Source organism: Acinetobacter sp. GRABPA_MV_2, assembly GCF_056725885.1.
In genome coordinates, this window is record NZ_JBWZNA010000029.1 from 1 (window position 1) to 13,186 (window position 13,186).

11 protein-coding genes and 1 tRNA gene are annotated in these 13,186 nt (G+C 38.8%); 6 read left to right on the top strand and 6 right to left on the bottom strand.

The window, feature by feature from the left end; translation table 11 throughout:
- From ACXM0J_RS17515 to ACXM0J_RS17540, 6 genes are all read right to left on the bottom strand, one after another.
- Window positions 1-726: polysaccharide deacetylase family protein (locus ACXM0J_RS17515; RefSeq protein ID WP_479750696.1), on the bottom strand; the 726-nt coding region annotated here is incomplete at its 3' end.
- 13 nt (window positions 727-739) lie between these two features.
- Entirely contained in the window at window positions 740-1,627 is an 888-nt protein-coding gene (locus ACXM0J_RS17520) for a mitochondrial fission ELM1 family protein (protein ID WP_086265230.1), read from the bottom strand.
- 68 nt (window positions 1,628-1,695) lie between these two features.
- Window positions 1,696-2,622 carry a branched-chain amino acid transaminase gene (locus ACXM0J_RS17525; RefSeq protein ID WP_086265231.1) on the bottom strand — a complete coding sequence of 309 codons (927 nt, stop codon included), beginning with the start codon at window positions 2,620-2,622 and terminating at the stop codon, window positions 1,696-1,698.
- A 24-nt stretch (window positions 2,623-2,646) separates the two neighbouring features.
- Window positions 2,647-5,397, bottom strand: coding sequence for a bifunctional [glutamate--ammonia ligase]-adenylyl-L-tyrosine phosphorylase/[glutamate--ammonia-ligase] adenylyltransferase (glnE, locus tag ACXM0J_RS17530; protein ID WP_086265232.1), 2,751 nt, complete (start codon window positions 5,395-5,397; stop codon window positions 2,647-2,649).
- A 67-nt stretch (window positions 5,398-5,464) separates the two neighbouring features.
- Window positions 5,465-6,736, bottom strand: a complete 1,272-nt coding sequence (locus ACXM0J_RS17535; protein WP_086265233.1) for a sensor histidine kinase — start codon at window positions 6,734-6,736, stop codon at window positions 5,465-5,467.
- 521 nt (window positions 6,737-7,257) lie between these two features.
- A tRNA-Leu gene (locus ACXM0J_RS17540) sits at window positions 7,258-7,344 on the bottom strand.
- Window positions 7,345-7,525: 181 nt separating this feature from the next.
- On the opposite strand from ACXM0J_RS17540, the gene queA reads away from it, so the two are divergent.
- The 6 genes from queA to yajC all read left to right on the top strand — a co-directional run bounded on the left by queA (window position 7,526) and on the right by yajC (window position 13,138).
- Entirely contained in the window at window positions 7,526-8,563 is a 1,038-nt protein-coding gene (gene queA, locus ACXM0J_RS17545) for a tRNA preQ1(34) S-adenosylmethionine ribosyltransferase-isomerase QueA (protein ID WP_086265234.1), read from the top strand.
- 84 nt (window positions 8,564-8,647) lie between these two features.
- Window positions 8,648-9,649 carry a hypothetical protein gene (locus ACXM0J_RS17550; protein ID WP_086265235.1) on the top strand — a complete coding sequence of 334 codons (1,002 nt, stop codon included), beginning with the start codon at window positions 8,648-8,650 and terminating at the stop codon, window positions 9,647-9,649.
- Window positions 9,650-9,741: 92 nt separating this feature from the next.
- Window positions 9,742-10,770 carry a hypothetical protein gene (locus ACXM0J_RS17555; RefSeq protein WP_086265236.1) on the top strand — a complete coding sequence of 343 codons (1,029 nt, stop codon included), beginning with the start codon at window positions 9,742-9,744 and terminating at the stop codon, window positions 10,768-10,770.
- A gap of 85 nt (window positions 10,771-10,855) precedes the next feature.
- The gene (locus ACXM0J_RS17560; RefSeq protein WP_046813346.1) at window positions 10,856-11,425 is read left to right on the top strand and encodes a LemA family protein; all 570 of its coding nucleotides are present in this window, start codon (window positions 10,856-10,858) and stop codon (window positions 11,423-11,425) included.
- A 152-nt stretch (window positions 11,426-11,577) separates the two neighbouring features.
- The gene (gene tgt, locus ACXM0J_RS17565) at window positions 11,578-12,711 is read left to right on the top strand and encodes a tRNA guanosine(34) transglycosylase Tgt (protein ID WP_002116306.1); all 1,134 of its coding nucleotides are present in this window, start codon (window positions 11,578-11,580) and stop codon (window positions 12,709-12,711) included.
- Between the two features lie 97 nt (window positions 12,712-12,808).
- The gene (yajC, locus tag ACXM0J_RS17570) at window positions 12,809-13,138 is read left to right on the top strand and encodes a preprotein translocase subunit YajC (RefSeq protein WP_002116168.1); all 330 of its coding nucleotides are present in this window, start codon (window positions 12,809-12,811) and stop codon (window positions 13,136-13,138) included.
- Window positions 13,139-13,186 lie beyond the last annotated feature (48 nt).

Genomic DNA, 13,186 nt, shown 5'->3' on the forward strand with positions numbered 1-13,186 from the left:
CATAAAGTCCGGCTGTTCATCATCAATGCCTTCCATTGTGGTCACTGCATTGCTATACCCTGACTGTTTTGCCAGTTTAACATCTCGGTCTGAGTAAATACCAAATGGATAAGCAAAACTGGTTACTGGTTTTTCTATCAGTTGTTCAAGCCACTGCTTTGAATCTGATAGTTCTTTTAAACAATCCGTATCATCCAGTTTGTTTAAATTAGCATGCGTTAACGTATGTGAACCAATTTCAATCAGTTCGCTATCTGCCAGTTGCTTGACTTGAGCATCATTCAACTTAGCCTCACGCATGAGTTCACCACTATTATGATGTTCTTTTTTATAGGTTGACCAATCACGATCATGACGATCAACCACCACATATATGGTTGCCTTGGCCTGATATTTTTCTAAAATGGGATAAGCATTTTGTAAGTTGTCTAAATAACCATCATCAAAGGTAATGGCAACTGTTTTGGCTGGGTGCTTTCCCCAGTTCTCTTGCAATTCGTGCATCGTTACAAAATGGAAGCCTTGCGCTTTCATCCAGGCAACTTGCTTTTCAAACTCAGCGGGCTTGACCCGAAGCTTATTAAATTTGGCACCATTAATATGGTCTCGTACCATGTGATACATCAATACACGTGGTCGATTCCAATCCACTGCTGGCTTCCACCACGCATACTTATAGCTAAATAACACAATAAGCAAGACCAGTAAAATCAGGATATAAAACACAATGCCAAACTCATTATTTCGCTAAAAGATATGTTGCCACACGGTCTGCTTCTTTAAAAGCATAAGGTTGTGGCAACTGTACGACACAAGTATTCTGTGAAATTAGTTGTGATTCTATCATTTGATCAATCGAGTGCGTAATTCTATCGTCTTTCAACCGATCGATTGCTATGACCCCTACGCGACAACCCGCAGTAAGTGCTTCAAAAACCATAGAAACACTATCTTCTGTTACCCATACAGCTTCTGCTTTTTGCATCTCTTCAAAAATCCAGCCTTGAGGTGTTTGCTCAACCGGAAATATTTGTAAATGCTGGGCAAAACTTTGTTGTCTTAAAATATCAATAAACTCTGCTGGTGTTCGACGTGAAGTGGTCAGAATAATTTCAGCGTCTGGATTATTCTCAACAATTTTTTGAACACTGGTTAATACTTTATTTTGGTTCCATTGATGTCGTTTAGATGAACCACCTAAAGCGATTAAAACTCTCGCGGTTTGATGGCGATTTTCATTACGGATGGGGTTTAATGCACCACGCGTGACAATCACATGGTTATCGGCGTGAATACCGTCATGCTCCGGAATAACAGCATAATCAAAGCAAGCTACAGGTAAGTTAGGCTTCATCAAAATAATGGTTTTTGCTTTTCTAAAAATTTTGCCGAGCAACCAGACACGAAAATGTGTGTGGCTTCCCACTCCAAATATAAAATCGGGCACTTGTTTAAATAAGGATTTTTTTGAAGAGAAGAGTGTCTTAATTAAAGAAATAATAGGTAAATCAGCAATTAAGACCTCTTCAAAAGTTGTTTCTGGCTGTTGTCTTTGCATTGCCTGAAACAAGCCTAATGCTTGTGAGCGGTGTCCTGCCTTTCCATCAGACACATAGACAATATGCATAGAAGCTCCCTAAGCCAAAAAATAAAAAGGCGAAACTTATGTTCGCCTTTTTATGTTAACGGATTAACTTATTTTACGTAAGTTAACCAGTGTTCATATTTCGGATTTCTACCTTGAACCGCATCAAAGTAAGTTTTTTGGATTTCAGTGGTAATTGGGCCACGAGTACCCGAACCGATTTGACGGTCATCGTATTCACGAATTGGTGTTACTTCAGCAGCAGTACCTGTGAAGAATGCTTCGTCTGCAATATAGAATTCGTCACGTGTAATACGGCGCTCAACAACTTGGTAACCAAGATCTCTAGCGATTGTCATTACAGTTTGACGTGTAATACCATCAAGCGCACCACCAGCGATATCTGGAGTGTGTAAAACGCCATCTTTAATTAAGAATACGTTTTCACCTGAACCTTGGCATACATAACCTTGTGGGTCCATTAACATTGCTTCATCGTAACCAGAATGTGCAACTTCTTGGTGAGCAAGAATTGACAACGTGTAGTTACCAGATGCTTTTGCTTTACACATCGTCACGTTTGGATGATGGTGAGTAAATGATGACGTTTTAACGCGAATACCTTTAGCCATCGCTTCATCACCAAGGTATGCACCCCACGCCCATGCAGCAACAGCGGCATGAATCGTGTTATTTGTTGCTGCAATACCAAGTTTTTCTGAACCGATCCAGATCAACGGGCGTAAATAGCAAGAAGCTAATTTATTTTCACGAACAACATCAATTTGTGCTTGTTCAAGCGTTGCTTGATCATACGGCACTTTCATTTGATAAATTTTTGCTGAATTTAACAAACGTTTTGTGTGGTCTTGAAGACGGAAAATCGCTGTACCTTTAGGTGTTTCATAAGCACGAACACCCTCAAATACGCCCATACTGTAGTGTAATGTATGGGTTAAAACGTGAATCTTTGCATCACGCCAATCAATTAATTTTCCATCTTGCCAAATAAAACCATCACGATCAGCCAAATTCATGGAACACTCCAAATTGTTATAAAATCATTCACTATCCAACTCAACCGAGGCGGTTGGGTCTATTAATCTTTGCCATAAATTGCAAACGACCGCACGGGTACTACGCCAGTCCGCTGCGCTGACTTGCATGGATTGATTTGCAAGGGCTAAACGGTGGCTTTCGGCACGTTCACTAAGATAGGCTCGAATTAATGCTGTGGCATCTTCACTGGATAAGCAGTCTGCTTTAGCAGCATCTTCTAATATTCTTACATTATCAGAATAATGGGCGAGATCGGGTTTCGTCCCGCTCCATGCAAGTACAGCATACTGTGCCATAAATTCGATATCGACGATACCACCTGCGTCCTGTTTTAAATGAAAAATACCATGTTTTTTTTGTTCAGAAGACGAACCTAGGTGATCTTTCATTTTCTGACGCATTTTCAACACTTCTTCACGAACATAAGCCTCATCTCTAGATTGAGTCAATATCTCGCGGCGAAATATTTCAAATTTCTGGCAAAGCGCTTCATCGCCAGCAATAGAGCGTGCTCGAACTAATGCCTGATGCTCCCAAAGCCATGCACTTTTCAACTGATAGTGCTCATAGGCTTTCAGACTCGTTACCAGTAAACCTGCCTCACCTGAAGGTCTTAAGCGTGTATCAATTTCATAGACACGACCATCTAGCGTTTGCGTAGTCATCAAAGACATAAACTTTTGAGCAACACGCATAGCAAATTCAAAGCCACTAATTGACTTGGTTCCATCCGTATCAGCTTGTTCATCTAAGTAATGAATAAAGACAAGGTCTAAGTCAGAACCATAGCCCAGTTCAATCCCCCCCACTTTGCCATACCCAATGACAGCAAAAGCTTTGTAGTCGAGTGAGCAGCGTTTCCCATCAACGTCCTTTGGGTAACCATGACGCTTCGCCACTGTCTGATAAGCTAAATGGAGAGTTGCGTTTACACTGACTTCAGCAATATCAGTCAATGCATCAGATACTTTCATTAATGGGCTTTCAGCTAACACATCACTTGCAGCAACAGTTAACACATTGCTCTTTTTAAACAGGCGAAGTGCTCGCATTTGGTCTTCGACCTGATCAATCTCAATACGAAGCAATTGCTGACGTAATGAGTCTTCTAAGTCCTTACGTTTTGGTAACTCAAAATCCATCGATAAGAACTCATCCAGCAGTACTGGATATTGCGTTAGCTCTTCACAAATCCACGGACTCACCGTCGCCATTTTCACTAAGCGTTGCAGTGCCCCCTTACTTTCAATCAACATCACCAAATACACGGTTCGACGCATGACTGATTCAATCAGTGGCATTAAGCGCAACAGTGCAGTTTGTGGTTGTTCTGATTGCAAGATGGCTTCAATTAAATGAGGCCAGAAGGTTTTTAAACGCTGCACAGCATTTGAAGGGAGTTTCTTAAGTGCATGACCATGCCAAAACTCATGAATCAGATTTCTCGCATTGTCATCCAACACTTCATCTAACTGCTGCTCTAACTGTCCGAAATTTTCAGTTGCTGCATTAGAGCTGGTATCTTCAATGAGCTGCTTAAATTGAACTTTTACCTTTTGACGTTTCTCATTAAGAACATCAAGAAACTCATTCCAGCTAGCGAAATCTAAGGTATCAATAATGCGTTGTCTTAAGTCCAATTCTTCTGGTAATAATTGGGTTTGCTGATCGTTGAGAGCTTGAATTGCATGTTCAACACGGCGTAAGAATAGGTAAGCATCTTCAAGTTCTAATACAGCTTGTTTTTCTAATAAGCCAGCTTCACCAATGTGCTCAAGACTAACTAAACATTGACGGTCTTGTAACTCACGTTTAGACCCGCCATAAATAAGCTGGAAGACCTGAACAATAAACTCAATTTCGCGAATACCACCCGCTCCGAGTTTAATATCATCCTCAATATGACGACGTAAGACTTCGCGCTCAATCATCGCTTTCATATCACGCATGGCAGCAAAAGCGGTGTAATCGACATAACGACGAAATACAAAAGGACGTGTCATTTCCAATAAGTCTTGTCCTTCTTTTCCCCCAGTGACAACGCGCGCTTTAATCCAAGCATAGCGCTCCCACTCACGGCCATGTTGACTTAAATATTTTTCTAAAGCTGCATGACTAATCGCTAGTGCCGAACCGTCTCCCCAAGGACGCAAGCGCATATCAACTCGAAATACAAAACCATCGGCAGTAATGTGTTCAAGCAAATAAATGAGTTTTTGTCCCCACAAAATACAGAACTGCTGTACATCAATACATTTGCGACCGTTGGTTTCACCTTGCTCATCAAAGGCAAAAATTAAGTCGATATCACTCGACAAGTTAAGCTCTTGAGCACCAAGTTTACCCATGGCAACAACAATCAAATCTTGAACTTTGCCAGAGTAACTCACAGGTTCACCGTGTTTCGCCACAAGTGTGACACGCGCAAAATCCTTTGCTGCACAAATACTGGCATCGGCAAAATCAGAAAGTTCACGAGTGAGTGTGACAACATCAGTCAGCTGATTGGCATCCTGCCAGATCCAGCGGAACATTAAACGGCTACGTAAAATGCGCATTCCGCGCATCCAAAGCGTTTCATCAGCAATCCCATCTAGCGTGGTCTGTACAAACTGGTAAATCTGTTTGGTCGAGAGCGGTGCAGTAAATTGATCTATTTGATAATCTTGTTCTAAAACAGCTTGATGCAAACCTAAAACTTGTTCTGCGTACTGACTGGCACGCAATGTTTTTTGTAACTGCTCCGCATTCATATAAAAAGCTCTTTTCCTCGTACTCTGTTTTTAGTTATAGCAGTTCGAGTAGTGGTAGGAAAAGGGATTAGACTAATTTTGCTTCTGATGAAGAATGATGTTCGGTATGTACTTCATGACTTTCTTGAGCTGAAGGTAATAGAACTTTAAATGTCGTTCCTACCCCTTCTTTAGAATCAACAGTAATTTGCCCCTGATTAATCTCGACAAAACGCTTGCAAAGACTCAAACCCAAACCAGCACCTTTTTCCCCTGCAGTGCCTTTAAAGCTAGCAGTAATACGTGGATGGAATAAATTTGCCATTTGTTGTTCGGTCATGCCTAGACCTGTGTCTCGAACAGTAATTTCTACATTTGTATCCGCTTGTTGAGCTTCAATAAAGACTTTGCCTGATCCATCAACATCGGTAAATTTCAGCGCATTTGATACCAAGTTTTGAATTACAGAGGTCATCATATTGATATCGGCGTAGATGTTTAAATCATCCGGAACAGCATTGACCAGTTCAATATTTTTCTTTAAAGCTAAAGTGTGCAATACATCGCAAACGATATTGCTGACTTGTCTAAGTTTAAAGTTAATCGGGTGATAGACAAAACGCCCACCCTCTGCCATCGCCCATGTCAGCAAACTTTCAAGTAAGTTATAGGTCGACTGTGAGGTGTCATATAAATAGTCTGCAATATTTTGAATACTAGATTCATCTAAAGTTTCACGCTCTTTAGCGAGTACCTCAGAAAATCCGAGCAATCCATGAAAAGGCGCACGTAAGTCATGCGAAATAATCGAGAAAAATTTTGTTTTACTCGAATTAAGTGCCACTTGTTGCTCGTATAATTCATTTAACTCTTCGTAGTTAAACTTCAACTCGACTTGTTGCATAAAACTAGAACAATAATCGAGCAATAATTGAATATCATCATCTTCAAAAGTTGACGCATCATCATCGAAAAAGACAGCAAACCCCATTGAGGTTTTATCAGGGTGTAAAAGATGCACGGCCAATGCCCTGCTGCACTCAATATTTAATTCTTTTAAATAGTTGATTAAATTTTGATATGAAGGATGTAAGTGATTAATGGTCTGTTGTTTGGCGAAGCACTGTTTTAAATGCTTTGATGGTTTAAACGAGATTGCCGTCATGCCTTCAGGGCAACGGTGCCAAAAGTAGGGTTCCTGATTAAAAGTCAATAAGGCTTTTTTACAATTCAAAAGACGAAGACTAAACCGGAAAAATTGTTCGATGTAGTTCTGCTCGGCGTTTAATCCAAGCAACAGAGATATCCTACAAGCACTTAACTGCTCAACCTGATTTAGTTCTAAACGTTGGAATGTCATTGCCCGCCTCACAGATTTTGTCGTTTTTGGTCGGAACCGCTCTCAAGAAATGTACTTATAATCATTATGATCTACTACAAACTTTAACACAGTACATTAAAAGAGCAACGATCTTTTCAAAATAGAAATGTGAAGTTTCAATTAAAGGTTTTCAGATACATAAAGTGGGTATGCTTGAGGAAAATACAACAAATATTTGAAGGTAGACAGTTGTATGATGTTAGAAATGCGAGTTCAGAATACCATTAAAGATGGTCAAAAATATTATTTTGAATACGAGGTTAGATTCTTACTCAGTTTCGCTTTTATCAAACGTGTTTGGTATTTAAACAAGAACTTCTTGAGCTTAAAAAATGAAAGATTTTTATAAGCTCTAAATTTATAGCTAGAAATTCGAGTCCGACCCTCGGGATCAAATACTCATTTCATAATTTCTTAAGCTCTATCTACTTTTTATACCCAACAAAAAACCCCTAAGCCGTTAACTTAGGGGTTTTCGTAGAATCATAAGATTCTGAATATGGTCCCGAGGGTCGGACTCGAACCGACACGTCATCTCTGACAGCGGATTTTGAGTCCGCCGCGTCTACCAATTTCACCACCTCGGGAGAGGAAGTATGTTTGTGTTGCGTATATTAGCGCGTTTGTAAAACTTGTCAAACCCTAAGTGAATATTATCGTTCACTTTTAGATCACTTAAACATTTTTCATGATTTAGGCCATAAGCACAGCCATAAAAAAGCGAAAAAGTTTATACTAGGCCCAATTTTTGCGGTGTTTTTTCTAAATATGCAACTGTCTGACTTTTCCTTTGAATTACCTGATGAACTTATTGCCCGTTACCCTCTCGAATCACGTAGTGCTTCGCGGTTGTTGCACCTAGACTCAAAGGGTCAATATCACGATCACATGTTCACAGACATTATCGATCTGTTCGAAGAGGGTGATTTGTTGGTGCTTAATGACACCAAGGTCATGAAAGCTCGACTTAAAGGAAAACGCTCTACAGGCGGTGCGATTGAGATTTTGGTTGAGCGTATGCTGAACCACACTACAGCGTATTGTCATATTAAATCTAGCAACTCACCTAAAGCAGGTGCGGAGCTTTTTGTTGGTGCAGACAATATTCCTGTGATTGTACGTGGCCGTCACGAAAATTTATTTGTGGTTGAGTTTTCACAGCCAATTTTGCCTGTTCTTGAGCAATATGGTCAGTTGCCTATTCCGCCTTACTTTAACCGTGAAGCAGAAGAAATTGACACTGAACGCTATCAAACGGTTTTCCATAATCCTGAAAAAATTGCCAGTGTTGCAGCACCTACTGCGAGCTTGCACTTTGACGAAGAGTTACTAGCAAAGTTAGAGCAAAAAAATGTTCAAAAATCTTTTGTGACTTTACACGTCGGTGCTGGCACATTTATGCCTGTTCGTACTGATGACATTACTAATCATGTCATGCACAGTGAATGGTGTGATGTACCTCAAGAAACCATTGATTTAATTTTGGCGACTAAAGCACGCGGCAATAAAGTAATTGCGATTGGTACAACTGCGACACGTGCTTTAGAAAGTGCAGCTCAAGCTCATGGTGGTAAAATTGCAACTTGGACTGGCGACACGCAAATCTTTATCTATCCAGGTTATGAGTTCTGCATCGTAGACCGTTTAATTACTAACTTCCATTTACCAGAGTCTACTCTACTCATGTTGGTGTCAGCACTTTCAAATCGAGACAACATTTTAGCTGCCTATGAACATGCAGTTAAAAGCCGCTATCGTTTCTTTAGCTATGGTGATGCAATGCTGATTGATAAGCTAGAAGTTTAAAAATTAAAGCTGGGTTAAACCTATAAGTTGATTCGAGATTTAACCCAGCTGATCTAGATACTATTTTAATTAATAAAAAAATTTATGAATCCTATCTTCCAGAAAGTTCGAAATACTTTTGATAATCAAAATACGCACAACAAAATTACTTTAAAAAATATTGAAGCGTTAAGAAATTTACTTAATCAGGAATTACCACCTGAGTTGCTTATTCATTCATTAAAGAATTGGGCAGGCACCCAACAACTTGATATTCGAAATTATATTTTTTGGAATGCTACAATTTTCGCCTTAGTTTGTATGGCATTAGGCTTTTTAATCTCGATTTACTTCTTCCCTTTCGCCATTCTTGCGATCTTTTATGGTTTTTACCATAGAGCGTCAACGGCCGAACTGATTTGCCTACTTCAAGATATCCAAATTTATTATTATGAACATAAATATAATTTCAAATTTGCAACTGAAGATAACCTAACAAAAGAAGGAACATCCGCTTCAGACTTTCCTTTGTTTAAGTTAGGCAATCAACAAAATTCAGTTTTAACTGCAATACACGGCAAGTGGCAAGTAAGAGAAACAATTCATCCCTATAAAATCTTTAGATACCATTATATCAATCGAGAGATGGCTTATAATTCAAAAGGTAAATGGGAACTAAAAGATGTTAGCTATAATTTATACGGCGTCATTTTAGAGAATTTTCCAGTTCGCGGAGTCAGTATTTCAAGTCAACAGAAAAAGGCTTGTCGCTTAGGTGTAGCTTGGGAATCAAGTGATATCCGTTTTAATCAAAAATATCAACAGAGCGGAATTAATGAGTTGGATTTAGTAAAGTTTCTAAGCCCTGACCGTTTGTTATTATTAGAAAAAATGTTGGAAGATTTTCCTGGGGATTTCTATGTACACCCTGAAACATCTGCATTATGTTGGCTCTGTAATGTAAATCTTTTACGCCAGCAAAGTTTATATGGCGCTAGTGTACGCGAGCTTGCCGAATGTCTTACAACACTTTCAATGCCAGAGTTTGAGCAATTTGCAAACACATTGCAGCATTTCATTAATGAAACTCAAATGCCGAAATCATAAAAGTAATTATTTATAACTTATTTCTATTTATCTCATTCAATTTAAAAGATAATCTAAAAATAGCACTTTATGATAATGACCTCATTACTTCCATGCCAATTGATACCTTACAAGAAGCTCTGCATATAAGACGTAAGAAAAATACACAGGTTTTTCGCAATATTGCTCGACTTTGGGATGCTGGACAAAAGTCACAAACAGATCAAGAGCTCTTAAATGCGTTACATCCATGGCGTGAAGATCCTAACCTTCGTTTTGTTAATGTATTACCGTATTTGTTAGGTATTTGCAGTATTACGACTTTATTATTTGGATACTTTTTTCATCCTCATATTCAATATATTTTGATCCTCTTATGGGCATTTTTAACTGGTTTTCTGGCCTATTTGCTCTATGAACCGCAAAAACCTCTAAGCGAAGTCATTCACTATTTAGAAGAACGTATCACTACTTTACGTTATGGATTACGGTTTCAACAGTTACCGGCCTATCTTCCTATTCAATCTCAACCAATTTTAGTCTTAAGCAAATTAAAGCAACACTTTCCACTGTTTAATCGGGGTAATAAATCTAATGAAATTAATCAGTTTGCTTCCACTACGTGGGATGATGGCATTACGGAACATCAAGTTCTGCTGTTCAAATATCACTATGTAAATAATTTACCCATTCTTCAAAATCAAGATAGTGATAAAAAAATAGTTAAAGAGATCCATAGAGATCTATGGGGCGCTTTTATATTTCAAATGCCTGCATTAGGTATTGCTATAAGTAACCAACGTTCTCGTTTTTTTACTCCCTACAGCAGTAAATGGCAAAGTAGCGATATTTTAATTAACCAAGAACTTAATATTTTCGGGGTTAATCAACACCAGTTAGCCAACGAAGTCAGTCCGAGTTTAACTTTAAAATTAAATGATTTTTTTCAGCACTTTAAAGGTGATTTAATTTATCATCATGAAGAGCAAATTTTGTGTTATCTCGGTGAACAAGATCTTTTTCAGACCACCAGCAAGCAAATTGAAATTCATGATGTTTCAACATTACGTGGACACTTACGTACCATGACTATACCGCAATATGAAAAATTTCAGCAATTAATGCTTAATTTAATTAAATAAATCTCTCGTAGCGCTGAACTGGCAACTTATCAAAAAATAAGAAGTTAAAAGGCTCAATGAGAGAATAAAAATAAGAGGAGTGAAAATGACAGGTTTATTTATTTTCTTGGGGATATTCGTCGTACTGATTGTCTGGGGCGTTCACATCCGTAACACCATCGTACGTTACTTTAATGCGACTAAAAGAGCTTGGGCTGAAGTTGCCAATTTCGAGCGTCAAAAAGTAAAGACCTTGGAATCTCTCGAATCAACGCTCAATCAATATACTCAGTTTGAAAAATCGACATTGGAAAAAGTCACTGAATTACGTCAGCAAATTCTTAATTTAAATGTGAATAACACTGATATTTCTCAGCTACAACAGATCGAGAAAATGAGCCAAGAACTTATTCGAAGCTTAAACGTTGTTGTTGAAAATTATCCAGAGCTTAAAGCTGATTCACTCTATAGCAAAATGATGGATGACATTCAGGAACAGAATGAAAATGTTGGTGCAGCAATTAGCATTTTTAACCGCAATGTCGAGCTGTTCAACAACCAGATTGAAGTATTCCCTAATAATCTTATTAACACTTTAACTTTATCCAAGAAAGCGATTCGTCCTTTTAAGGATAATCTTGTTAATGAGAATTTTGACTATAAACCTAATTTTTAATAGGAAGAAAATAGTCTCCAAGTTATCGGAAATTTATCTATTTTATAACCAGCTACATTTAGTAGTAGAACTACGTCGCAGAATCAAGGAAAATAGCCCTCTTTTTAGCAGCGAACTGTTTCTTCGCCTCTGCTCGTGTTCAGGATTTTTAGATGAAGTTTGAAAAATTAGGTCAGTCGGGGCGCGCCCGTCGTGGTCGTTTAACTTTAGAGCATGGTGTTGTTGAAACACCTGTTTTTATGCCAGTGGGGACTTACGGCACAGTCAAAGGCATGTTACCTCGTGACATCGAAGACATTCAGGCACAAATTATTTTAGGAAATACGTTCCATCTATATTTGCGCCCAGGTCTTGAAGTGATTAAAGAACACGGCGGCCTGCATGACTTTATTAAATGGAATAAGCCAATTTTGACTGACTCTGGCGGTTTCCAAGTTTTTAGTCTTGGTGCAATGCGCAAAATCAAAGAGGAAGGTGTTACTTTCCGCTCACCGATTGATGGTTCAAAAGTATTTTTATCTCCTGAAATTTCTATGGAAATTCAGCAGGTCTTGAACTCTGACATCGTGATGATTTTTGATGAATGTACACCTTACCCTGCGACACATGAAGAAGCTCAAAAATCATTGCAGCTTTCTTTACGCTGGGCAAAACGTTGTAAAACCCATCATCATGATGAGCTCAAAAATCACAATGCTCTATTTGGCATTATTCAAGGCGGTATGTATGAAGACTTACGCGATGAGTCTTTAAATGGCCTTTTAGAAATCGGCTTTGACGGTTACGCAATTGGCGGTTTATCGGTAGGTGAACCTAAAGAAGAGATGATCAAAGTTTTAGATTATCTACCAAATAAAATGCCACATGACAAACCACGTTATTTGATGGGCGTTGGTAAACCAGAAGATATCGTTGAAGCAGTGCGCCGTGGTGTCGATATGTTTGACTGTGTAATGCCGACTCGTAATGCTCGAAACGGTCATTATTTTGTCACTGATGGTCTGGTACGTATTCGTAATAGTAAATATCGCCATGATCAGAGCCCGCTCGATCCACATTGCGATTGTTACACTTGTAAGAACTTTACCCGTGCTTATCTATTCCACCTTGAAAAATGTGGAGAAATGTTAGCATCTATGCTCGGTACTATTCATAACTTACGTTATTACCAACGTTTGACTGAAGGTATGCGTGATGCATTAGACAATGGCACATTTGACGAATTTGTTCAGGACTTTTATGCCCGTCGTGGTTTAGAGGTTCCACCATGTCCGGTTGATGAATAAGCTAGATTTGCGCTCAACCTCAAGACAAGGTAAATTGCAAAACGAATTAGGATTATGTCAGTTATCTGACTCATATTTTTAACTTTAGGAAATCAAAATGAGCTTTTTAATTTCTGCTGCTCATGCAGCACCAGCAGCTGGCCCAACTAATGGTATTTTGCCAAACATCTTGATGATTGTCGTATTCGTTGCAATCTTTTATTTCTTAATTTGGCGCCCTCAAGCAAAACGCGCTAAAGAACACCGTTCTTTAATCGAGAGCTTAGGTGTTGGTAGTGAAGTTGTTTTCGCTGGCGGTTTAATGGGCAAAGTAACCAAAATTGAAGGTGACTATGCAGTTGTTGAACTTAGCCGTGGTGTAGAAGTAAAAATTCAGCGTGCCAGCGTAATTTCAGTATTACCTGAAGGCACTCTAAATAACCTTTAATCATAAAACAGTCGTGCTTTAGCACGGCTTTTTCATTTAAGAAGAAAG